The organism is Alistipes sp. AM16-43 (assembly GCF_003435745.1).
Classification (GTDB): domain Bacteria; phylum Bacteroidota; class Bacteroidia; order Bacteroidales; family Rikenellaceae; genus Alistipes; species Alistipes onderdonkii.
Genome location: NZ_QTUQ01000002.1, coordinates 83,692 through 105,674, shown reverse-complemented (window position 1 = coordinate 105,674; position 21,983 = coordinate 83,692). Strand labels below are relative to the sequence as shown.

Below are 21,983 nucleotides of genomic sequence, written 5' to 3'. Positions count from 1 at the left end.
GTGGAATCGGGGAATCAGAGGGCCGGGGATCCGGCAGAACGGTGGGGGCGCTGAAAGCCGGCGGAAAAAACACGGCGAGCCGGGGACGGGTGCCCCGCACGGCCGGGCAGCGGGTGTGGGGCAGCGGATGCAGGCGGGGTTACCTGCGCGGCAGGATGGCGACGATGCGCGTCCCGCCCGTGTATCCGGAGTCGATGTATATCTCCCCGTGCAGGTGGGTGACGATCAGGCGGCAGAGGTAGAGCCCGAGGCCGTTGCCCTGGCTGAAGGGGTCGAGTTTGGTGAAACGCTCGAAGACATAGCCGTGCTTCTCGGGCGGGATGCCACAGCCCGTGTCGGCGACGGCGACGAAGACGCGGTTGTCGCCCAGACGGTCGCATTCGAGGCTGATCGTGCCTTCCTGCGTGAATTTATAGGCGTTGCCGAGCAGTGCCGAGATGAGTATCGTCAGGTATTTGTCGCTGGTGTTGAGCGCAATCTCCGCGACCGGGATCGCGCCTTTGTAAACGATGCCAGGCTTGGGGTACCTCACCTTCATGATCCGCAGTTGCGCCTGGCATACGGCGCAGAGGTTCGTATACTGGCACGGCAGCGGCGCGTGCAGGTTTTCGAGGTAGGCCACCTCTAGCATGTCGTCGAACAGGAATCGCAGCTGGCGGCGGTTGTCCCGGATGATTTCGCAGTATTGGGCGCGCGACTCCGGGGTGATCTCCTCGGCGCAGAGCAGCTCGGAGAATCCCATGATGCAGTTGAGCGGCGTACGCACTTCGTGGCAGACCGAGTTGACGAATGCGGCCTTTTTGAGTTCGCTTTCGTGGGCGTGCTTCGTTTGCAGGAGTAACTCCTTCTGCAGTCGCCGGGTACGGCGGTTGCCGACATAGATCGCACCGACGACCGCAGCGATCACCAGCAGCGCGAGCGAAACGTAGGCCAGGGCAGTTTTGTGGTGGTGGGCCGTAAGCAGCGCCGCGTCGAGCGCCATCCGGTCGAGTTCGTACGACTCCTGCTTCTCGCGGATGACTTTGCTCTGTTCGAGCCGCAGCAGCGAATCCCGTACCTTCACGGCACGGGCATAGGCCATGCAGGCCTCGGAGTCGCGGTGCAGCCTGCGGAACATGTCCGCCCGTTCCTTGTAGCAATCCGTGAAGTGCACGCCGGCCACGGGGTGGCGTTCGGCGGTGCGGATCAGCGAATCCGAGAAGGCCAGGGCCCTGGCGTACTCCCCGTGCCCGACGGCATCGAGATAACCTTCGCGGTAGTGGCGCATGCGGGCGAAGTGGAGCCGGTCGGCCTGGTGCGTACGGATGAACCTGCTTTGCAGGAAAAGGTGCATGCCGGGCGTACCCCCGAATTCGTTGTCGCCCTCGGGTTGCAGCGGCTGCGCCGTTGCGGCGCAGAAAACCGCGAGCGCCAGGCATATTGCCGGGAAGAGTATCGGTCGGCGCGTGCTCATGGCTTGGCGGGGATTGTGAAGATGAAACGTGCACCGGCGGTATATGCCTCGTCGAGGGATATGTTGCCCGAGAGGTGCCGGGCGATCAGGCGGCATAAAGCGAGGCTCAGCCCCGGCGTCGCCTTCGAGTCGTCGGAGGGCAGGCCGAAGATGTCGTTGCGTTTTGCGGGCGGGATGCCGCAGCCCGTGTCGGTCACCGTAACCCGAAGTTCGTTGCGGCGCGGGTCTATTTCATAGCGGAGCGTGACGGCGCCTTCCCGGGTGAATTTGCGGGCGTTGTCGAGCAGCGCGCGTACCACGAACGAAAAGTATTTGGCATGCGTGCGGACGGTGGCCGGGTTCTCCGGGGCTTCGATCGTGAAGGCCACCCCGGGATTGCAGCTAAGCCGCGAAGCGGCGAGCAGTTCGGCGCGGCACACCTCGTCGATGTTGGTTTCCTCCAGCCGCAGGGCCTCGGTCAGGCTGTCGAGGTTGGCGGCTTCGAGCATGTTGTCGAGCGCCGAAAGCAGCAGGTCGGCGTTGACGCGGATGGATTCGCAGCAGGCGTTCCGCTCGGTTGCGCCGATGTCCGACAGCATCAGCCGCGAGGCTGCGGTGTCGATGGCGTCGAATGCGGGGCCGACGCCGCGGCAGATCGTGTTTACGAAGACCGATTTCATGTGTTCGCTCTCCTGGGCCTTGCGGCTGTGGCGGAGGATGTCGGCCTTCAGCCTGCGGTTATGCAGCAGCGATCGCAGGAGGTAAATCCCCGTGCCGGACATCAGCAGCACGATGACGACGATCGAGAGGCTCGTGGCTGCGCGGTTGCGGATCAAGGCCCGCGTTTCGGTCAACTTGCGCTTGTCCAGGTCGTGTTGCCGGCGGATCGTTTCGAGGCGTTCGCGGCGTTCGGCGGTGAGGATCGAATCCTGCACCAATATCGTATGCCCGAAGGCCTCGAAAGCCTCCGGGTAACGCTTGGCCTTGGTGAGCAGGATGCTGCGGTCACGGTAGGCCTGGTAGACCTTGTTGGGCAGCATGCTGAAATAGCCTTTGCCGCTCTCGATCAGGCGGATCAGCGAATCGGAATACTGGATGCTTTCGGCATAGGCGTCGGTGTTGGCTTTCCAGAGATAGCCCATTTCGTAGAGGTAGCTTTTGTTGCGCAGCAGGTTTTCCCCTTCGGCCGCGAGCATACGGTTGCGGAACTCGTTGAAGTACAAGGCTGCGTAGTCGTTGCGGCGGATGTTGAGCGCACATTGCAGCAATTGCTGGTAAGGCCGCACGTAGCTGTTGTCCTTATAGAGGTAGGGGCGCCGCCCGAGGATGCTGTCGGCGGAATAGTAGCGGTCGAGCAGTGCGATCTGGTCGTTGGTGAGCGCGACCTGGTCATCGTGGCGGTAGCTCTGGTTGTAGGCGCCGCTCAGCACGTAGTAAATGATGTTGGCGAAGCACCTGCGGATATTGAGGTTCGGCATTTGCCTCGTCAGTTCGTAGGCTTCGCGCCACGTGTCGGTCTGCGGGATGTAGGCCCGCTGGTTTCCGCCTTCGTAGTAGCAGAGCGTGATGTTGGCATAGCCGCGCAGAAACAGGCGTTTGGTGCGCTGGTAGATGTTCTCGGGTTCTTCGGGCGGGGTATTGCTCCAGTCGTAAACCTCGTGTGCCAGCCTGAGGTTCTCCGCAAGGTCGTACTGGTGTCCCAGGCGGTAGAACCCGATGCACATTTCTGCATAGGCGTCGGCACCCTCTTCGGGTGTGCCGGGAGTCAGGTCGCGGAGCGCCTGTACGTAATAGCGGAGCGTATCTTTCTTTTCGGTGTAAATCGAATACCGGCTGAGGATCGGGATGATGGACACGGACATGGCGTAGGTGTCGCGGATGGCCGCCGCTTCGCGGAAAAGCTGGATGGAATAAGGCAGGTTGAGGTGCGTGTCCTCGTTCAGGTCTTTGAGGTTGAGCAGCAGTTGCACCCGTTCGCGGGGATCGGACGTATGCGCCAGTCTGCCCTGGAGGCTGTCCGTGACGGAGGACGGTGCGGCCATAAGGGATACTCCTGTGCCGAAGACGACGCAGTAGATGCATGTAAGCAGGCGGACAGGGGACATGTGGGTGTAACGCAAAATTGGGACTAAGGTAGTAAAAAAAACGGGCCGGACAAAAAGTCCGGCTCCGTTCTGTGGAAAATTATGGGGATCTTATGCCTTTTTCAGGCTCATATCCAGATACATTTTCAACTCCCGGGGCATTACCGGCTTGGTAATAAAGCCGTTGCATCCGGCTTCCTCGGCGATGCGGCGATCCGTGTCGAAGGCATAGGCGGTCTGCATGATAACGGGTAATTGGGTGGTATGCCGGCGTATCTCCTTGAGTGCCTCGATACCGTCCATTACAGGCATTTTGATGTCCATCAACACGGCATCGGGATGATGCTCCAATGCATAGTCGACGGCCTCTCTGCCATTTTTCGCCCATAGCAGCTCATACTCTTTTTTGAGTATTATTTCCAGCAATTTGTAATTGCTTTCAACGTCTTCCGCAATAAGTATCAGCGGTTTACGTGCATCTGGATTGTTGTCTGTCATTGTTTTTACAGTTGGGACGAGTGCAAATATAAAAAATTTTTCCGGAAAACAAATAGGATTACCGGCGAATTGTTCCTTCCCAGCAGGCCGTATTGCCGCAGGCGTCGGTCAGGGTGAGCCGGACGCTGTGGCTTTTGCGGGCCGGGGGTTCCTCGAACAGGTGGATCAGCGTGTCCTGCATCGGGAGACGGTCGCAGGGAACCCATTTGCCGTCGATGAACAGGGTGCACGAGGCGATGTCCGAGAAGTTGTCGCCCACGCGGAAGCGCATGGCCGGGGCGCGTGTGAGGTCTGCCCCTTCGGTGAAGAGCGGGCGGATGCGCGGCGGGATGGTGTCGGCCACGACGAACAGTTCTCCGGTGGTGCGGGTCGTGGCCGTGACGGCACCGTCGGCGTATTTCCCGCCGATGCAGGTAAGGCGCCCCTTGACGTTGCGGGCGGCCAGCACCGTGTGGGGCTGCAGGTTTTCGGGGACGAACGCCCGCACGCTGACCGTCATCGCCCGGTGCAGCGGCGTGGTGACCGGGAGGATGCGGTAGCCGGACGTGAGGACGAGGAGCGTCGAATCGGACGCCGGGGCGGGGCAGCGTTCAGCGCGGCAGAAAACCGGTTCGTAGAGCGCTCCGGCGGGGATGCGTGCCGTGACTTCGCGCTCGAGGCGGACGATGCCCGTCCGCCCGGGGGTGAGCACCGTGGCGGCGCTGTCGGCTTCGGCACGGAAACTCTCCGTCCGGCCGAGGATGTCGAATTCCAGCTGCGAGCGGTTGCCGCAGTCGTCCCATGCCTCGATGCGGATGCGGCGGGTCTGTCCCGCTTCGGTGCGGACGATTCCGCGTTCCTCCATGACGGGGTAGAAACAGTCGGGGGATTCGGCCAGTTGCGCCGTGCGGATCACCTCGTTGCGCGAGGTGAGTTGCAGCGGGTAGTAGCTCACGGCGTCGCAGCAGCGCGAATTCGCCTGCTCGAAGCCGTCCATGCGGTATTCGAAAAGGGGCTTGCCGTCGGCCGACAGGGCGAGGCGCCACAGGCCGAAGGTGTTGCCCACGCCGTTGCGGCGGTCGCTGGCCTCGACGACGAAGTAGCCTTTGCGCCCCGCGCCGACGGGCTCTTCGCGCGTCAGGCGGTAGTTGCCCCCGGCGCTGCGGACGACGGCATAGCTCTCCGGGCGGCTGTGCACGGGGATGCCCTGCACGGTGTCGACCTCGATGTAGTGGATCCGCATGATGCGCGGCGGGAGGTCGTCATGGGGGCGGATGATCCCGGCGCTTACGACGTTGTAAAGCCGCTGCGTGCGGGTGTCGCGCAGTTCGTAGTGAAGGTGCGGCCCCATCGACGAGCCGCTGTTGCCCGAATAACCGATCACGTCGCCCTGCTTCACGGGCCAGGTGTCGGGGCCGAACCAGAGGTTTACGCTGTTCGAGCGGCGGGCGTGGCGCTCTTCGCGCACGCGCTCCTCGATGTCCTTGCGGAAGCGTTGCAGGTGGCCGTAGACGGCCGTCGTGCCGTTGTGCAGCGTGAGGTAGACGGCGCGCCCGTAGCCGTAGGCGCCCAGGCTTACGCGCGAGACGTAGCCGTCGGCCACGGCCACGAGGGGTTTGCCCTCGGCACCGTCGGTCTTGATGTCGATGCCCGCGTGGAAATGCCCGGGGCGCATCTCGCCGAAATTGGCCGAGTAGAGCCCTTCGACGTTGCAGATCGGGTATATGTACTCCTCCGGGGCGGGGTGTTGTCCCCGGGCCCCGAAGCAGGAGGCGGTCGATATGAGCAGTATCAGAATTCGTCGCATGTCTCCGTGTCCGTCACGAGCCCCGAGGCGGCCTCCACGACCGTTTCGTAGTCGTATCCCAGCGAAAGCCCGTAACGTATCAGTTTGGTTTTCAGTTCGTATTGTGTCGTATATTTCGCCGTTCGTGCCTTGCGTTCCAGTTGCCGGCGCAGGCGTTCGTCCATGCCGGAACGGTCGGCTTCGGCGAGTGCCGCGTCGATCAGCGCCCGGTCGATGCGCTTGCGTTGCAGGGCCGTGCGGATCTTGTATTCGCCCCAGCCGCTCAGCCGCAGTTTTTCGCGCACGAAAGCCCCGGCGTAACGGGCATCGTCGATGAAGCGGTCGCGGACGAGTTTGGCCAGCACCCCCTCGGCGTCGCGTTCCGCGAGTCCCCAGCCGCGCATCAGCCGCCGGGCGTCCTCCTGCGATTTTTCGGCGCGGGCGCAGAGCCGCATGAGCGCGGCGAGCGCCTGCTCGGGTGTCTTGACCTTCTTTTTCCTTAGTTCATCCGGCTGCATACCATGCGGGGTTTTCCGTTGAGGTCTTCGCGCACCTCGGTGTCCGTATATCCCTCCTCGCCGAGCATGAGGCGCATCTGCCCGGCCGAGCGTTCGTAGATCTCGAAATAGAGCTTCCCGCCGGGACGGAGCATCCGCCGCCCGGCGCGGGCGATGGCGCGGTAGAATCGCAGTGCGTCGTCGTCGGGGACGAACAGCGCCTCGCGGGGTTCGTACCCGCGGACGTTGGCGTGCATTGCCGCAAGGTCGCTTTGCGGCACGTAGGGCGGGTTCGAGACGATCGCGTCGAACGGCCCCGGGAAGGCTTCGTCCAGGCCGCCGAGCGCATCCGCCCTGCGGAGTGTGACCCGGGCGCCGAGCGTGCGGCAGTTCTCGGCGGCGATCGCCAGCGCCGCGTCCGACAGGTCGGCCGCGCAAACCTCGGCCCCGGGCAGCGCGAGCGCCAGGCTCGCGGCGATGCAGCCGCTGCCGGTGCCCACGTCGAGCAGGGCACGGGCCCTGCGTTCGTCGTGTACCACCCAGGAGACCAGCTCCTCGGTTTCGGGGCGGGGGATCAGCACCCCTTCGCGTACGGTGAAGCGGTGCCCGTAAAATTCCGTGTGCCCCACCACGTATTGCACGGGACGGCCGGCGGCGAGTTGTGCGGCCATCGCCTCGAACCCGTCGGCTGCCATCGGTGCGCCGGGGTCGGTCAGCAAGGCCGATAGGGGAAGCCCCGCCAATTCGGCGAGGGCGATCAGGGCGATGCTCCGTGCCTCGCGGGCGTCGTAAAGTCCCGTGAGACGGGCTGTGAGTTTGTCGAGGAGCCCGCGGCGGGTGGTGCCCTCCGGTGCCGCCTGCGAGGGCGGGTTGCCGTGGCCTTCTGCCGCGTCCAGCGGCTGCAGGGCGTCCATGTATCCAGATCCGTCCTGCGGCTGCGGGGCGTATGGGGCGGGGGTTTCGGGGACGGACATCAGTGCCGGATGAAATTGGCCAGCGCGATGGCTACGGCGGCTTCGACGACCACGGCCCCGCGCAGGGCGACGCAGACATCGTGGCGGCCGCGGATCGTGAGCGGCTCGACCTTGTCCGTCGCCAGGTTGTAGGTATTTTGTTCGCGCCCGATGCTCGGGGTCGGCTTGACCGCCGCGCGTACCACGATCTCGTTGCCGTTGGTGATTCCGCCGTTGATGCCGCCCGCGTTGTTGGTCGCAGTAGTGCCTTCGACGTCGAGCAGCGGGTCGTTGTTCTGCGAACCGCGCATGCGCGCCCCGGCGAAGCCGCTGCCGAATTCGACCCCCTTGACGGCCGGGACGGCGAACAACAGGTGGGCGATCAGGCTTTCGGCCGAATCGAAGAAGGGTTGTCCCAGTCCCAGCGGGACGCCCTGTACGCGGCATTCGATGATTCCGCCGACCGAATCCCGGTCGGCCGCCGCTGCGCGCAGCACCTCGTCGAAGCGCGCGGGGTCGGTGCATCCGCCGATCTCGGTGATGCGCGTGTCGAAGGCGATGCCCGGCGGGAGCATCTTCTTGGCGACGACGCCCGCGGCGACGAACGCCACGGTCAGGCGTGCCGAGAAATGGCCGCCGCCCCGCGGGTCGTTGAACCCGTTGAAGCGGTGGTAGGCCACCAGGTCGGCGTGCGAAGGCCGGTAGTGGCGGGCTACGGTGGCGTAATCCTGCGAATGGGTGTCGGTGTTGGCGAATTCGATGGTGAGCGGCGCCCCCGTCGTCATGCCGTTGTAAAGCCCCGATACGATCTGCGGGATGTCCGGCTCGCGGCGCGGCGTGGTGCCGCGGGCCCCGCTGCGGCGGCGTGCGAGGTCGGCTTCGAAATCTTCCGCCGAGAGCGGAATACCTGCGGGAACCCCGTCGATCGAGATACCGATCTGCGGGCCGTGCGACTCGCCCCAGATGGCGAGCCTGAAATTGTGTCCGAAAATATTCATGGCGTTCAGATTCTGATTTTTTCCAGGTCTTCGAAGAATCCGGGGTAGCTCTTGGCTACGCATTCGGCGCCTTCGATGGTCATTTCCCCGTCGCAGAGCAGTCCTGCGACGGCCATCGACATGGCCATGCGGTGGTCGCCGTGGCTCTGCACGCGGGCCTGGCGGATCCTGCCGCCGCGGATGCGCATGATGTCCTCCTGGGAGGTGTCCACCTCGATGCCCGCCTTGGCGTACTCTTCGCGGATGGCGTCCGCACGGTTGCACTCCTTGTGTTCGAGCCGCGAGGTGCCGCGGATGACGCTCTCGCCCTGGGCCGCCGCCGCGAGCGCCGCGAGTGCCGGGAAAAGGTCGGGGCAGTGCGTGGCGTCGAATTCGAAGGCGCGCAGGGGCCGGTGCGAGGCCGTCACGGAGTCCTCGTCGTTGATGACCGCGGCCCCGGCCCGCACGAGTGCCGTGCAGATGGCGGTGTCGGCCTGCTTCGAAAGCATGGAGACGTTCTTCACGGTGACTTCGCCCGCGACGGCGCCCGCCACGAGCAGCATGGCCGCGGCGCTCCAGTCCCCCTCGATGCTGAAAAAGGCCGGGCGGTAGCGCTGTCCGCCCTCGATGTAGAACTCCTTGTAGTCGTTATGGCAGATTTCCACGCCGAAACGTGCCGCCGTGTCGACGGTCATGTCCAGATAGGGGGTCGAGACGGCGCTGCGGACGTGGAGCGTGGTGTCGTGCTGCGAGAGCGGGAGCGCCAGCAGCAGCCCCGTGATGAACTGCGACGAAACCGAGCCGTCGACGTCGATCTCCCCGCCCCGGATCGGGCCGCGCACTTCGAAGGGCAGGTAACCGTCGTTGTCCCGCACCCGGACGCCGAGGCGGCGCAGCGGGTCGATCATCATGTGCATGGGACGCCGTAGCAGGGTGCCCTGGCCTTCGATGGTGACGGGCATCCCGCAGAGCGAGGCGATGGGGGTGAAAAGCCGTGTGGCGAGCCCCGATTCGCCGACGTGCAGCACCTTCCCGCGGGGATGCAGCCCGCCTTCGATCGAAAGGGTCGAGGCGTCCACGTGCTTTACGCGGGCGCCGAGCGTCTCGATGCACCGCAGCGCCGAGCGCGTGTCGTCGCAGAATTCCAGATTGCGCAGCACCGAGGTCTCCCCGCAGAGGAGCGATGCCGCCAGGGCACGCTGTGCATAGCTTTTCGAACAGGGCGGCGTCAGCGTGCCTTTAACGCGGCCCAATGGAACCGTCTTGTCCATTGTGTAGGTTATATGCTTTTATGGGCACCGGGGTTGGCCGGCACCCTGAATTTAAAATCCTCGCTTCTATTCCTGTGTTTCGGTCTCCTCCCCGGCCTGCTGCGCCTGCTGTCCCTTGCGGTTCTTCATCTGCTGGGTCAGCTGGTGGCTCTTCTTGAGCTCGAAATGCTGGCCGAGGTAGACCTTGCGAACCATCGGGTCGGCGGCCAGTTCCTCGGCCGTACCCGTCTTGAGGATCTTGCCCTCGTAGAGCAGGTAGGTGCGGTCGGTGATGGCCAGTGTCTCGTCGACGTTGTGGTCGGTGATGATGACGCCGATGTTCTTGTGCTTGAGCGTCGCCACGATCGACTGGATGTCCTCCACGGCGATGGGGTCGACGCCCGCGAAGGGCTCGTCGAGCAGGATGAACGCCGGGTTGATGGCCACCGCGCGCGCGATCTCCGTACGGCGCCGTTCGCCGCCCGAAAGCTGGATGCCGAGGCTCTTGCGCACCTTTTGCAGGCGGAACTCCTCGATCAGCGACTCGACGCGCTCGTTCTGGTATTCCTTCGAGAAATCGGTCATTTCGAGTACGGCGCGGATGTTGTCCTCGACCGACAGGCGGCGGAAGACCGATGCCTCCTGTGCCAGGTAGCCCACGCCCATCTGGGCGCGTTTGTAGACCGGCTCCTTGGTCAGTTCGGCGACCTTGCCTTCGTCGTCCTCGAGGAAGATGCGCCCTTCGTTGGGCTTGATAAGCCCCACGATCATGTAGAAAGTCGTGGTCTTGCCGGCTCCGTTGGGGCCGAGCAGTCCGACGATCTCCCCCTGGTTGACGTCGATCGAGACGTGGTCGACGACGGTACGGGCCTTATATTTTTTGACAAGTTCGCTGGTGTATAGGCGCATTGCGTTCTCTTGCTATAAAATTTTTACAAAGTTATGCTTTTTTCCGAAAAGTTTTTTAACTTTACATTGAATTTTCTGATTTTAGAGTAGAAACGGCGAAATGAAACAATTTGAATCGTCCCTGTTGCATGACAAGCTGAAGGAGTACTTCGGCTTTTCGTCGTTCAAAGGGAACCAGGAAGCGGTGATCCGCAATGTGCTGGAAGGGAAGGATACGTTCGTGCTGATGCCTACGGGCGGCGGGAAATCCCTCTGTTATCAGCTTCCGGCCATGCTCATGGAGGGCGTGGCGATCGTCATTTCCCCCCTGATCGCGCTGATGAAGAACCAGGTGGACGCCATGCGCACCTTCTCGGCCGAGTCGGGAATCGCCCATTTCCTCAATTCGTCGCTCAACAAGACGGCCGTCGCGCAGGTGCGTGCCGACGTGCTGGCCGGGAAGACGAAGCTGCTCTATTTCGCCCCCGAATCGCTGACCAAGGAGGACAACGTGGCCTTCCTGCATAAAATAAAGGTATCGTTCTACGCCATCGACGAGGCGCACTGCATTTCGGAGTGGGGGCACGACTTCCGGCCCGAGTACCGCCGCATCCGCCCGATCATCAACGAAATCGGTGCCGCGCCGCTGATCGCCCTGACGGCGACGGCTACGCCCAAGGTGCAGCTGGACATTCAGAAGAACCTCGGCATGTCCGACGCTTCGGTGTTCAAGTCGTCGTTCAACCGGCCGAACCTCTATTACGAGATACGCCCCAAGGGGGACGTCGACCGCGATATCATCCGCTTCATCAAGCAGAACGAGGGAAAGAGCGGCATCATCTACTGCCTGAGCCGCAAGAAGGTCGAGGAGCTGACCGAACTGCTCGTGGCCAACGGCATCCGCGCGCTGGCCTACCATGCGGGCATGGACGCCGCGACGCGCGCCGCCAACCAGGACGACTTCCTGATGGAGCGGGTCGAGGTGATCGTCGCCACGATCGCTTTCGGCATGGGCATCGACAAGCCCGACGTGCGCTATGTCATCCATTACGACATCCCCAAGTCGCTCGAAGGCTATTACCAGGAGACGGGGCGTGCCGGCCGCGACGGCGGCGAAGGTTACTGCCTGACGTTTTACAGTTACAAGGACATCCAGAAACTGGAGAAATTCATGCAGGGCAAACCCATCGCCGAGCAGGAGATCGGCAAGCTGCTGCTGCTGGAAACGGTGTCCTATGCCGAGAGTTCGATGTGCCGCCGCAAGACGCTGCTGCACTATTTCGGCGAGGAGTATACGGAGGAGAACTGCGGTAACTGCGACAATTGCCGGAATCCCAAGCCGAAGATCGACGCGCGGGCGGCGCTCAAGATGGCGCTCGAGGCGCTGCGCGACATCGGCGACAAGTTCAAGGCCGACTATCTGATAAACGTGCTCACGGGCAAGACCACGGCGCTCATCAAGAGCTACGGCCACAACAAGAGCAAGTGGTTCGGGGCGGGTGCCGAGCACGACGCGCGTTTCTGGGGCGCCGTGCTGCGCCAGGCACTGATCCTGGGGCTGGTGGACAAGAATATCGAGAATTACGGGCTGATCTCGGTGAACCGCAAGGGCGAGAATTTCATCGCCATGCCTTTCCCCGTCACCGTAACGCTCGACCACGACTATGACGAGGAGGAGAAGGAGGCCGAGGCCGTCGTCCCGATGGGCAAGGGCGGCGCGGCGGACGAGGAACTCTTTGCGATGCTCAAGGATTTGCGTAAGAAAGTGGCCAAGCAGCACGGGCTGCCGCCGTTCGTCATCTTCCAGGATCCGTCGCTCGAGGACATGGCCGTGCAGTACCCGATCACCATCGAGGAGATGCAGAACATCACCGGCGTGGGAGTGGGCAAGGCCCGCAAGTTTGGCGAGGAGTTCGTCAAGCTCATCAAGGCCTATGTCGAGGAGAAGGAGATCATCCGTCCGCAGGACATGATCGTCAAGTCGGTCGGCAACAAGTCGGGCAACAAGATCTTCATCATCCAGTCCATCGACCGGAAGATGGATTTCGAGGATATCGCCCGCGCCAAAGACCTCGATTTCGACGAACTGCTGACCGAGATCGAAGGCATCGTCAACTCGGGTACGAAGCTCGACATCTCGTACTATCTGAGGGACTTTATGGACGAGGACAAGATCGAGGACATTTACCTCTATTTCAAGGAGGACGCCGAGAGCGATTCGCTCGATGCGGCCATCGACGAACTGGGGGCCGACTATACGGAGGAGGAGATACGTCTGGTGCGTATCAAATTCATCTGCGAGCAGGGCAACTGACGCCCTGGACACCTGCCATCCCACGGCTGTTGCGTCACTGTTCCGAGGATTGACACTAACTTAATAATACGCCTATGAACAAAAAGACTTTTACTGTTGCCGTGATTTTCCTGATCGTGACACTCGTGTGGCTCGGAGTCAATATATTCTGGGCCTTGTCGAACAGCAATTGTATATTCGACCTCGTCGTGGCCGTATTGTTCGTGCTTGCAGGCGTCGGGATGGTGTACAACGAATGCCACAAGCGCAAACGCAAGCACCTCGACGAGGTGAACAAATACAAAATACCGTAACCTATGTGTGCCATGCAACGGTTCCTGACGATCATGTCCGTGTTTTTCTTCGTGTGCGGCGTCGTTTCGTTGTGGCGGATCCTGTCCGACGACGGGCGGGATATCTGGTACGTGCCGCTCGTACTGATCGGTGCGTCGGGGATTCTGGTCGTCCGCGCCCGGAGCATGGGCCGCAAAAATACGCAAAACGAAGACTGATATGAAAACCAATGTGATGCAGATAGTCCGCCTCGTGATGATGATCGTGGCGGTGGCCGGGATAATCTACGCCCTGGAGTATATGGAGCGCGGCATTGCCGTGTGGTTCTGGATCACGCTGCTCGGCGTGGGTTTCGTGGGGCTGCTCTATACGTTCCGCCTCACGCAGCGCCGCGTGCGGCTCGAACGCCGTGCCCGGGAGCGGCAGGAGAAGAAAAAATCCCGCCGGTCGAAACGCTGACCTTCATCCGCCGGACATCGTTGCCCGGCGGTTCGGTTTCCGGGCGGAGGCTTGCGGTTTCCGATGGGGCGGCAGTTTTATTCCGGAAGAGCGGGCTTGTTTCCTGCCGCTGGATTTCGCCGTCGTGGCAGGCGGCAAGGCCGTGGGCGGCGTGGAGTTCGTGCCTGGGATGGATGTCGAACGCTTCGGCGCCGAAATCGGCTTCTGGCTCTCAAGCCGCTGCCGGGGCGGGGCATGATGACGGCGGCCGTCCGGCAGGCCGTGGAGTGGATGTTCGCAAATACCCCGGTAATTCGTATCTTTGCCTCGGCTTATGCCACCAATTCCGCATCGCAGCGGGTGTTGGTGAAAACCGGGTTCCGGCATGTCGGGACGTTCCGCAAGGCTTTTTTCAAGAACGGGGCGTTCGTGGACGGCTGTTATTACGAATTATTGAAAGACGAAAATGAGTGAAGTAAGGGCAAAAAAGGCGCTGGGACAGCATTTCCTGGTCGACCTCAATATCGCGCGCAAGATTTGCGATGCGCTTTCGGGGGGCGAAAGACCGGGGATCGGGGCAGAAACCCGGGCGAATGCGGCTGGATATGCCGGAGCTGGGGCAGAAGCCCGGACGATGGCGGCAGGAAGTGCCGATGCCGGGGCGGAAACCCAGACGATGGCGGCTGGAAGTGCCGATGCCGGGGCGGAAACCCGGGCGAATGCGGCTGGATATGCCGGAGCCGGGGCGGAAACCCGGAACGGGGACGGTGCCGGGATAGCGACCGATGCCCGGATCGCGGCGGATACGACCGCTGCCGGTGCGCCGGCGGTCGCGGAAGAGGAACGGGGCGGCGCAGTCCCTTGCGACGTGCTGGAGGTCGGCTGCGGGATGGGGGTGCTGACGCAGTTCCTGCTCAGGCGCGGCGACATCACCACCTACGGTGCCGAAATCGACCCGGAGAGCGTCGAATACCTGCATGCGCATTTCCCCGAGTTCGCACCGCGGCTGATCGAGGGCGATTTCCTGAAGATGAACCTGCGCGAGCGTTTTCCGCGGGGGCTGAAGATCATCGGGAATTTCCCCTACAACATCTCCTCGCAGATATTTTTCAAGGTGCTTGAGAATCGCGACCTGGTGCCCGAATGCGTCGGCATGATCCAGAAGGAGGTCGCCGTACGGATCGCGGAGCCTCCGGGGTCGAAGGAATACGGCATCCTGAGCGTGTTGTTGCAGGCTTGGTACGACATCGAATACCTCTTTACGGTCAACGAAACGGTTTTCAACCCGCCGCCCAAGGTCAAAAGCGCCGTTATCCGCCTGCGCCGCAACCGCGTCGGGCGGCTCGGCTGCGACGAGGCGCTGTTCGTGAAGGTGGTGAAAGCGTCATTCGGCCAGCGCCGCAAGATGATCCGCAACTCGCTGCGGGCGGTGTTCGGCGATTTCGGCGGCGCAGAACATCCCTTTTTTACGCAGCGCGCCGAGCAGCTCTCGGTCGCCGATTTCGTGCAGCTGACCGACTGGGTCGCGGCCAACCGGAAATAATCGCGGCGGGTCGTGGACGTCGGATACCGCAGTTTGGGTGCGGGTTCGAGTCGTCGGATGCCGGGCAGGGAAGGGCGGACAGTGTGTACTGGAGGCGGAAATGGAAAAGCACCGGGAGCCCGGTGCTTTTTTCATGCCGTTCGGCGGGCGGGGTATTGCTCCGCAGCCGCAATGCGCAGGCGTCTATTTTCTCAGGTCTCCCGCAATGACCGTCACCAGTTCTTCGCGGGAGAGGTATTTCCGAGCCAGTTGCTGCACGTCGGCCGGCGTCATGGCCTGTATGCGGCGGATGTTCTCGTTGATGACGGTATGGTCGCGGCCGCAGAGGATGTTCTCGATCGTAACGTCGGCAATGCCGAACGGCCCGTCGAGGATACGCATCATCTCACCGACCATAATGTTCTTCACGAGCGAAAGTTCGCCCTCGGGCATCGGCTCGGCGCGCAACCGTTCGATTTCGGCGTAAATCTCGCGCAGGGCCTCCTGCGTGACCTCCGTCCCGACCTGTGCCGCTACGGCGAAATAGCCCTCCCGTTCGAAGTTGACCATGGCGGCCACCACGCCGTACGTGTAGCCGTGCTCCTCGCGCAGGTTCTGCATCAGGCGCGAACCGAAATAACCGCCCAGGGCGGATGCCACGACCTGCATGCCGAGGAAATCGGGATGCTGGCGCGGGAAAAGCAGCCTTCCGATGCGGATCGACGACTGTACGGCGCCCGGATGGTCGACCCGCGCTTCGTGCTGCGTCACGGGTGCCGGGAACGGGATGCCGGCTTGGGGTTTGCGCCGCGGCAACCGTTCTGCCAGCGCCGCGACGGCCTGCCGTTCGTGGTCGCCGATGCGCCCGCTGCATATCGTGAACCCGTTGTCCGCCGTATAGTGGCTTTCATAAAACGCCGCTACATCCCCGCGCGTGAGTTCATCGTATTGGGCTTCGTCGGCCGAGATGCCGTAGGGGTGCGAGGGCCCGAAAAGGGCGCGGGCGAAAGCCTCGCGGGCCTGGGTGTCGACCTTCGTGCGTTCGACGGCCAGCCGCTGCTTGCGCTTGGCGCAGTAGGTGCGCAGTTCCTCCTCGGGGAAAATGGGGTGCAGGAGTATCTGTTCGGCCACGGCGAGCGTTTCGTCGAAGAATTTGGAGAGCATGCAGAAACTGATGTAGGCATAGTCGCGGTCGATGTTAACGTCGTAGAACGAGCCGTAGTAATCGAGCCGTTCGGCGATCTGGTGTGCCGTCATGTCGCGTGTCCCCTCGGCGAGCATGTTGGCGGCGGTCGACGCCGAGAAGGGAACCCGCTGCATGGCCGATCCGGCGCGGAACACGAAGGTGACGCGCAGCACTTCGAAATCGTCCGAGGCGAGCGTGTAGAGCGTCGAACCGTTTGCCAACAGGCTCTTTCCGGCCTGTGCGACCTCAACGTCGGAGGGTATTACGAGGGGTGGTTGTGTCATTTTTTCGCTTTGTAGATAAGAGTGGAACAGTTTTCGGGGCGGAAGGTGCGGCGGCTGAAGGCGAGGATGTCGCCGGTCGTGACGGCACGGTAGGCCGCCACCTCGCCGTTGATGAGCGGCAGGTCGCCCAGCATCTCGTAGAAGCCCAGGTTCATCGCTTTGTTCATCACGTTCAACTCGCCGAAGAGCGTGTTGGCCTCGAACTTGTTTTTGACCTTTTCGACCTCGTAGTCCGATGCCGGGACGCTTTGCAATGCTTCGATTTCGGCACGGAAAGCCGCTTCGGCCTGCTCGGGAGAGGTGCCCGGCAGTAGTTGCCCCGTAAAGACGAACAATCCCGGGTCGATGTCGCCCGAAATGTAGGCGTTGACCGAGGCCAGCAGGCGCTGTTCCTGCACCAGGTGTTTGTAGAGCCGCGACGAGTCGCCGCCCGACAGCAGGTCGGAAACCAGGTCGGCGGTATAGAAATCCTGCGAGGTGCGGCCGCCCATGTGGAATGCCAGCGACAGGGTCGTGGCGGGCACGTCGCGTTCGACCTCCTCCCGGCGCGGCGCCTCCTGATCCGGTTCGCGGGGGATGGGCTGGGGGGCCACGGTGCGGTCGGCGAGCGGGGCGAACCATTTTTCGGCAAGGTCGAGCATGCGCTCCTCGTCGAAGTCGGCCGAGACGGACAGGATGGCGTTCGAAGGGTGGTAGTGGGTGCGGTAGAAGGCCTGCACGTCGTCGAGTGTCGCCCCGGCGATGTGGTCGGGCGTGAGCCCGATGGTCGCCCAGCGGTAGGGGTGTACTTTGTAGGCCAGTGCCCGCAGCAGCATCGGCTGGTCGCCGTAGGGCTGGTTGAGGTAGCGCTGGCGGAACTCCTCGATCACCACGCGTTTCTCCGCCTCGAGTTTTTCGGGGGTGATGTCCAGCCCCTCCATGCGGTCGCTTTCGAGCCACAGTGCTGTCTCGATATTGTCCTTCGGGAGGGTGATGTAGAAATCCGTGTAGTCGTTGTTGGTGAAGGCGTTGTTGTCGCCGCAGGCCATCTGCACGGGCAGGTCGAAATTCGGGATTTCGCGCGTGCCGCGGAACATCAGGTGTTCGAACAGATGGGCGAAACCCGTGCGCGCGGGGTTCTCGTTGCGCGCCCCGACTTTATATAATAGGTTTACTGCGGCGAGTTTCGAAGCCTTATCCCGGTTGACGACGACCGTCAGGCCGTTCGCCAGTGTTCTCTTCTTGTATTCGATCATGGATGCAAAGATATAAAAAAAGCAGCGGCAGGAAAATTTAGTGACGCCTCATTTGAAGATGGATTCGAAGACTATGAAGTTTGGGGATTGGAATCCATTACCCTGCCGCTGCGTGTGGAAAACGCTTCGGCAGAAAACGGGAAGAGTGGTGCCGAACCTGTGGCCCATGGCTCTGGTCAGCCTCTATCCCACAAATCACAGCACGCACCCTTCTGGGTACGATCTGTATTGTGGGATAACAAAAAATTTACCAGATTTTAGGGCCCCAATACTATCGTTTATACACGATGATATGTAAAGAACGAATTATGGAACAAAATTAGGAAAAAAATCCCGATTTGCAATCGCCGCGCCCGAACAACCTATTTATCGGCCTTTATTTCCCAGTGTTTCGCCGCGTAAAATTTGTTGACGGCCAAAAAATTATCTGTTTTCTCAACCGCCAATGTGTCTGTGAAAAAATTCCGCTGCTTTTTCCGGCCCGGGATTTGTCTTGCCGGCAGGGGTGGCGCTCCGGCCCCGTGCACGCACAGCCCGGACTGTGCCCGCGAGGGAGTGGCGGGTAATCCGCTATCGGATAATAAGTTCGGCAAGTCGGTGATTATCCGCGAGTTCGTTGTTAAATAAATAACAACCCCGTTGTTATTCCAATAACATCCTGCGTAGTGAAAAAACCGGATGATTTGTCAGAAAATCGGACTGATTTTTCCGCCGGAATTGTTATCTTTGCAACGCATTTTGTCCCGAATCCAGGAAAAACACACAATATCATCTAAAATTTCAACAAAATGGCAGAAAAGAAATTTATCACTTGTGATGGTAACTACGCTGCGGCACATGTTGCATACATGTTCTCGGAAGTTGCGGCGATCTATCCCATCACGCCGTCGTCGACCATGGCCGAACTCGTGGACGAGTGGGCCGCACAGGGTCGCAAAAATATTTTCGGCGAAACGGTGAAAGTTGTCGAGATGCAGTCCGAAGCCGGTGCCGCAGGCGCCGTACACGGTTCGCTGCAGAGCGGTGCCCTGACGTCGACGTTCACCGCGTCGCAGGGTTTGCTGCTGATGATTCCCAATATGTATAAGATCTCCGGCGAATTGCTGCCGGGCGTGTTCCACGTTTCGGCGCGTGCGCTGGCCGCACAGTCGCTGTCGATTTTCGGAGACCACCAGGACGTCATGGCCACCCGCCAGACGGGATTCGCCATGCTGGCGACTTCGTCGGTGCAGGAGGTGATGGATCTGGCGGGCGTGGCGCACATCGTGTCGCTCAAATCGCGCGTGCCGTTCCTGCACTTCTTCGACGGCTTCCGTACCTCGCACGAGATCCAGAAGATCGAGCTGATCGACGAGGCCGCCCTGACCGCCATGCTCGACCGCGATGCGCTCAAGGCCTTCCGCGAGCGTGCGCTCAATCCCGAGCACCCCGTGACCCGCGGTACGGCGCAGAATCCCGACATCTATTTCCAGACCCGCGAGGCCGCCAACCGCTTCTACGACGCCGTGCCCGACATGGTCGCCGAGGCGATGCGCGAGATTTCGAAGATCACCGGCCGCGAGTACAAGCCGTTCGTATATTACGGAGCTGCGGACGCCGAGAACATCGTGATCGCGATGGGGTCGGTGACCGAAACCCTCCGGGAGACGGTCGACTACCTGAACGCCCGTGGCGGGAAGGTGGGCGTCGTGACCGTTCACCTCTATCGTCCCTTCTCGGTGAAATACCTGGGCGAGGTGCTGCCCGAAACGGTGAAGCGCATCTGTGTGCTCGACCGTACTAAGGAACCGGGTGCAAACGGCGACCCGCTCTACCTGGATGTCGTCGAGGCATTCGCCAACTGCAAGGATATTCCGGCCGACCGCAAACCGCTCATCATCGGTGGCCGCTACGGCCTTTCGTCCAAGGACACTACGCCGGCGCAGATGCTGGCCGTGTTCGCAAACCTTGCGGCCAACGAGCCCAAGAACCAGTTCACGGTGGGCATCGTGGACGACGTGACCTTCCGCTCGCTGCCCGTGGGCGAGGAGATTTCGCTCGCCAAGCCCGGTACGTTCGAGGCGCTGTTCTTCGGCCTGGGTGCCGACGGTACGGTAGGCGCCAACAAGAACTCGATCAAGATCATCGGCGGCACGACGAACAAATATTGCCAGGCATACTTCTCGTACGACTCGAAGAAGTCGGGCGGTTACACCTCGTCGCACCTGCGTTTCGGCGACCTGCCGATCACTTCGCCCTATCTGGTCACCACGCCCGACTTCGTGGCGTGCCACGTGCCTTCGTACGTCGACAAGTACGACGTGCTGAAAGGGCTGAAAGCCGGCGGTTCGTTCCTGCTCAACTCGGTGCACGACGCGGCTACGACCTGCGCCACGCTGCCCGACCACATGAAAGCCTATCTGGCCAAGAACAAGATCAATTTCTATATCATCAACGCTACGAAGATCGCCGCCGAGCTCGGGCTGGGTTCGCGTACGAATACCATCATGCAGTCGGCATTCTTCAAGATCGCCAACGTTATCCCGTTCGACAAGGCTGTCGACGAGATGAAGCATGCCATCCTGAAATCCTACGGCAAGAAGGGCGAGGACATCGTCAACATGAACTATGCGGCCGTCGACGCCGGCGGCAACGCCGTGGTGAAGGTCGAGGTGCCGGCCGAATGGGCGCAGATCGACGACAACGGCTTCGCACATGTTTCGGATGCGTCGTATCCCGAGTTCGTGCGCAAGGTCGTTGAGCCGATCAACGGGCTGAAGGGCGATGACCTGCCGGTATCGGCTTTCACGGGCCGTGAGGACGGTACGTGGGAGAACGGCACGGCCGCCTACGAGAAGCGCGGCATCGCCGTGAATGTCCCCGAGTGGAAGATCGAGAACTGTATCCAGTGCAACCAGTGCGCCTATGTCTGCCCGCACGCCGTGATCCGTCCGTTCCTCGCGACGGAGGCCGAGGCCGCCGCATCGGGCGTGGAATGGAAGCAGGGGCTGGGCGAGACCAAGGAGTACAAGTTCCGCATCCAGATCTCGCCGCTCGACTGTACGGGCTGCTCGAACTGCGTCGACGTCTGCCCGGCCAAGGAGAAGGCACTGGTAATGCGTCCTCTGGAGGAGCAGATGCCCCAGCAGAAGAACTGGGACTACATCACCAAGCATATCGGCTACAAGCAGGTCGTCGACAAGACCAAGTCGGTGAAGAACCTCCAGTTCGCACAGCCGCTGTTCGAGTTCTCGGGCGCCTGCGCCGGTTGCGGCGAGACCCCCTATATCAAGGCTATCTCGCAGCTGTTCGGCGACAAGATGATGGTTGCCAACGCCACGGGCTGTACCTCGATCTATTCGGGTTCGGCACCGTCGACCCCGTACTGCACCAACGACAAGGGCCAGGGCCCGGCATGGGCGAACTCGCTTTTCGAGGACAACGCCGAATTCGGCCTGGGTATGCATCTCGGCGTCGAGAAACTCCGTGACCGTATCCAGAATACGATGGAGCAGGCTATTGCCAACTGTACGAAATGCTCCGACGAGCTGAAGGGCGTCATGCAGGAGTGGATCGCTTCGCGCGGTTCGTCGGCCAAATCGGCCGAGGTCTCGGCGCGCCTCGTCCCGATGATGGAGGCCTGCGGCTGCGATTACTGCAAGGATATCCTGGAGATGAAGGACTGGCTGGTGAAGAAGTCGCAGTGGATCATCGGCGGCGACGGCTGGGGGTACGATATCGGCTTCGGCGGTGTCGATCACGTGCTGGCATCGGGCCAGGATGTGAACATTCTGGTCGTGGATACCGAGGTTTACTCGAATACCGGCGGACAGTCGTCGAAATCGACACCCGTGGGTGCCGTCGCCAAGTTCGCTTCGGCCGGCAAGCGTATCCGCAAGAAAGACCTCGGCGCCATCGCCATGACCTACGGCTACGTATACGTGGCGCAGGTTTCGATCGGCGCTTCGCAGATGCAGTTGTTCAACGTGCTCAAGGAGGCCGAGGCCTATCCCGGCCCGTCGCTCGTGATCGCCTATGCTCCGTGTATCAACCACGGCATCAAGGGCGGCATGACGCGCACGCAGACCGTGGGCAAGGAGGCCGTAGCCTGCGGTTACTGGCACCTGTGGCACTACAACCCGCAGCTCGAGGAGCAGGGCAAGAACCCGTTCGTGATGGACTCGAAGGAGCCCGACTGGTCGAAGTTCCGCGACTTCCTGATGAAGGAGGTGCGTTACACTTCGCTTAAAAAGTCGTTCCCGGCCGAGGCCGACGAGCTGTTCGCAGCCGCCGAGGAGAACGCCAAATGGCGTTACAACGGCTACCAGCGCCTTGCGAAGATGGAATACTAATTATATTATACGTTATGCGGAGGGCCGCGGCATTGTGCCGCGGCCCTTTTTGTATA

Annotated in this window: 17 protein-coding genes and 1 pseudogene; 7 read left to right on the top strand and 11 right to left on the bottom strand. The window is 61.7% G+C overall.

The features are described 5' to 3' along the window. Nucleotides 1-139: 139 nt before the first annotated feature. From DW189_RS03680 to lptB, 9 genes are all read right to left on the bottom strand, one after another. Nucleotides 140-1,453 (bottom strand): sensor histidine kinase, encoded by a 1,314-nt coding sequence (locus DW189_RS03680; RefSeq protein ID WP_117506918.1) that lies wholly within the window; start codon nt 1,451-1,453, stop codon nt 140-142. After that, the gene (locus DW189_RS03675) at nt 1,450-3,537 is read right to left on the bottom strand and encodes a sensor histidine kinase (RefSeq protein WP_232045507.1); all 2,088 of its coding nucleotides are present in this window, start codon (nt 3,535-3,537) and stop codon (nt 1,450-1,452) included. The genes DW189_RS03680 and DW189_RS03675 overlap by 4 nt, the downstream gene beginning before the upstream one ends. A 90-nt stretch (nt 3,538-3,627) precedes the next feature. Next, nucleotides 3,628-4,014, bottom strand: a complete 387-nt coding sequence (locus DW189_RS03670) for a response regulator (protein ID WP_022332860.1) — start codon at nt 4,012-4,014, stop codon at nt 3,628-3,630. 58 nt (nt 4,015-4,072) lie between these two features. Further along, nucleotides 4,073-5,800: a M23 family metallopeptidase gene (locus DW189_RS03665; RefSeq protein WP_117506916.1), complete on the bottom strand. Its 1,728-nt coding sequence runs from the start codon at nt 5,798-5,800 to the stop codon at nt 4,073-4,075. Then, complete coding sequence (locus tag DW189_RS03660) at nt 5,785-6,297, bottom strand: regulatory protein RecX (RefSeq protein ID WP_117507182.1); 513 nt, start codon at nt 6,295-6,297, stop codon at nt 5,785-5,787. Before DW189_RS03660 ends, DW189_RS03665 begins: the two co-directional genes overlap by 16 nt. Next, nucleotides 6,279-7,250 carry a peptide chain release factor N(5)-glutamine methyltransferase gene (gene prmC / locus DW189_RS03655; RefSeq protein ID WP_259295423.1) on the bottom strand — a complete coding sequence of 324 codons (972 nt, stop codon included), beginning with the start codon at nt 7,248-7,250 and terminating at the stop codon, nt 6,279-6,281. Before prmC ends, DW189_RS03660 begins: the two co-directional genes overlap by 19 nt. Beyond that, on the bottom strand, nt 7,250-8,227 hold the full coding sequence (aroC, locus tag DW189_RS03650; RefSeq protein ID WP_018694965.1) for a chorismate synthase: 978 nt from the start codon (nt 8,225-8,227) through the stop codon (nt 7,250-7,252). Before aroC ends, prmC begins: the two co-directional genes overlap by 1 nt. Nucleotides 8,228-8,232: 5 nt before the next feature. Further along, entirely contained in the window at nt 8,233-9,477 is a 1,245-nt protein-coding gene (aroA, locus tag DW189_RS03645; protein ID WP_018694966.1) for a 3-phosphoshikimate 1-carboxyvinyltransferase, read from the bottom strand. 66 nt (nt 9,478-9,543) lie between these two features. Next, complete coding sequence (lptB, locus tag DW189_RS03640) at nt 9,544-10,365, bottom strand: LPS export ABC transporter ATP-binding protein (protein ID WP_022333270.1); 822 nt, start codon at nt 10,363-10,365, stop codon at nt 9,544-9,546. Nucleotides 10,366-10,465: 100 nt separating this feature from the next. Here lptB and recQ point away from each other — a divergent pair, with 100 nt between their 5' ends. From recQ to rsmA, 6 genes and pseudogenes are all read left to right on the top strand, one after another. After that, on the top strand, nt 10,466-12,658 hold the full coding sequence (gene recQ, locus DW189_RS03635; RefSeq protein ID WP_117506915.1) for a DNA helicase RecQ: 2,193 nt from the start codon (nt 10,466-10,468) through the stop codon (nt 12,656-12,658). A gap of 74 nt (nt 12,659-12,732) precedes the next feature. Then, nucleotides 12,733-12,951 (top strand): hypothetical protein, encoded by a 219-nt coding sequence (locus DW189_RS03630; protein ID WP_022333272.1) that lies wholly within the window; start codon nt 12,733-12,735, stop codon nt 12,949-12,951. Nucleotides 12,952-12,963: 12 nt separating this feature from the next. Further along, complete coding sequence (locus DW189_RS03625) at nt 12,964-13,149, top strand: hypothetical protein (protein WP_147326489.1); 186 nt, start codon at nt 12,964-12,966, stop codon at nt 13,147-13,149. Nucleotide 13,150: 1 nt separating this feature from the next. Beyond that, entirely contained in the window at nt 13,151-13,390 is a 240-nt protein-coding gene (locus tag DW189_RS03620) for a hypothetical protein (RefSeq protein ID WP_018694971.1), read from the top strand. A 234-nt stretch (nt 13,391-13,624) separates the two neighbouring features. Beyond that, complete coding sequence (locus tag DW189_RS14730) at nt 13,625-13,843, top strand: GNAT family N-acetyltransferase (RefSeq protein ID WP_162508143.1); 219 nt, start codon at nt 13,625-13,627, stop codon at nt 13,841-13,843. Between the two features lie 385 nt (nt 13,844-14,228). Further along, nucleotides 14,229-14,912: pseudogene (gene rsmA, locus DW189_RS14570) on the top strand (16S rRNA (adenine(1518)-N(6)/adenine(1519)-N(6))-dimethyltransferase RsmA); the annotation flags it as partial. A 183-nt stretch (nt 14,913-15,095) separates the two neighbouring features. Here rsmA and DW189_RS03605 read toward each other — a convergent pair. Both DW189_RS03605 and DW189_RS03600 read right to left on the bottom strand, forming a co-directional pair. Continuing rightward, nucleotides 15,096-16,361: a M16 family metallopeptidase gene (locus DW189_RS03605; protein WP_117506911.1), complete on the bottom strand. Its 1,266-nt coding sequence runs from the start codon at nt 16,359-16,361 to the stop codon at nt 15,096-15,098. Next, nucleotides 16,358-17,596, bottom strand: coding sequence for a M16 family metallopeptidase (locus tag DW189_RS03600; RefSeq protein ID WP_117506910.1), 1,239 nt, complete (start codon nt 17,594-17,596; stop codon nt 16,358-16,360). Before DW189_RS03600 ends, DW189_RS03605 begins: the two co-directional genes overlap by 4 nt. A gap of 788 nt (nt 17,597-18,384) precedes the next feature. On the opposite strand from DW189_RS03600, the gene nifJ reads away from it, so the two are divergent. Then, entirely contained in the window at nt 18,385-21,927 is a 3,543-nt protein-coding gene (nifJ, locus tag DW189_RS03595; RefSeq protein WP_117506909.1) for a pyruvate:ferredoxin (flavodoxin) oxidoreductase, read from the top strand. The last annotated feature ends 56 nt before the right edge of the window (nt 21,928-21,983 follow it).

Excerpts from the sequence above, each read along its gene's own strand:
- DW189_RS03680 (WP_117506918.1), bottom strand. The coding sequence starts at position 1,453 with ATGAGCACGCGCCGACCGATACTCTTCCCGGCAATATGCCTGGCGCTC.
- DW189_RS03675 (WP_232045507.1), bottom strand. The coding sequence starts at position 3,537 with ATGTCCCCTGTCCGCCTGCTTACATGCATCTACTGCGTCGTCTTCGGC.
- DW189_RS03670 (WP_022332860.1), bottom strand. The coding sequence starts at position 4,014 with ATGACAGACAACAATCCAGATGCACGTAAACCGCTGATACTTATTGCG.
- DW189_RS03665 (WP_117506916.1), bottom strand. The coding sequence starts at position 5,800 with ATGCGACGAATTCTGATACTGCTCATATCGACCGCCTCCTGCTTCGGG.
- DW189_RS03660 (WP_117507182.1), bottom strand. The coding sequence starts at position 6,297 with ATGCAGCCGGATGAACTAAGGAAAAAGAAGGTCAAGACACCCGAGCAG.
- prmC (WP_259295423.1), bottom strand. The coding sequence starts at position 7,250 with ATGTCCGTCCCCGAAACCCCCGCCCCATACGCCCCGCAGCCGCAGGAC.
- aroC (WP_018694965.1), bottom strand. The coding sequence starts at position 8,227 with ATGAATATTTTCGGACACAATTTCAGGCTCGCCATCTGGGGCGAGTCG.
- aroA (WP_018694966.1), bottom strand. The coding sequence starts at position 9,477 with ATGGACAAGACGGTTCCATTGGGCCGCGTTAAAGGCACGCTGACGCCG.
- lptB (WP_022333270.1), bottom strand. The coding sequence starts at position 10,365 with ATGCGCCTATACACCAGCGAACTTGTCAAAAAATATAAGGCCCGTACC.
- recQ (WP_117506915.1), top strand. The coding sequence starts at position 10,466 with ATGAAACAATTTGAATCGTCCCTGTTGCATGACAAGCTGAAGGAGTAC.
- DW189_RS03630 (WP_022333272.1), top strand. The coding sequence starts at position 12,733 with ATGAACAAAAAGACTTTTACTGTTGCCGTGATTTTCCTGATCGTGACA.
- DW189_RS03625 (WP_147326489.1), top strand. The coding sequence starts at position 12,964 with ATGCAACGGTTCCTGACGATCATGTCCGTGTTTTTCTTCGTGTGCGGC.
- DW189_RS03620 (WP_018694971.1), top strand. The coding sequence starts at position 13,151 with ATGAAAACCAATGTGATGCAGATAGTCCGCCTCGTGATGATGATCGTG.
- DW189_RS14730 (WP_162508143.1), top strand. The coding sequence starts at position 13,625 with ATGATGACGGCGGCCGTCCGGCAGGCCGTGGAGTGGATGTTCGCAAAT.
- DW189_RS03605 (WP_117506911.1), bottom strand. The coding sequence starts at position 16,361 with ATGACACAACCACCCCTCGTAATACCCTCCGACGTTGAGGTCGCACAG.
- DW189_RS03600 (WP_117506910.1), bottom strand. The coding sequence starts at position 17,596 with ATGATCGAATACAAGAAGAGAACACTGGCGAACGGCCTGACGGTCGTC.
- nifJ (WP_117506909.1), top strand. The coding sequence starts at position 18,385 with ATGGCAGAAAAGAAATTTATCACTTGTGATGGTAACTACGCTGCGGCA.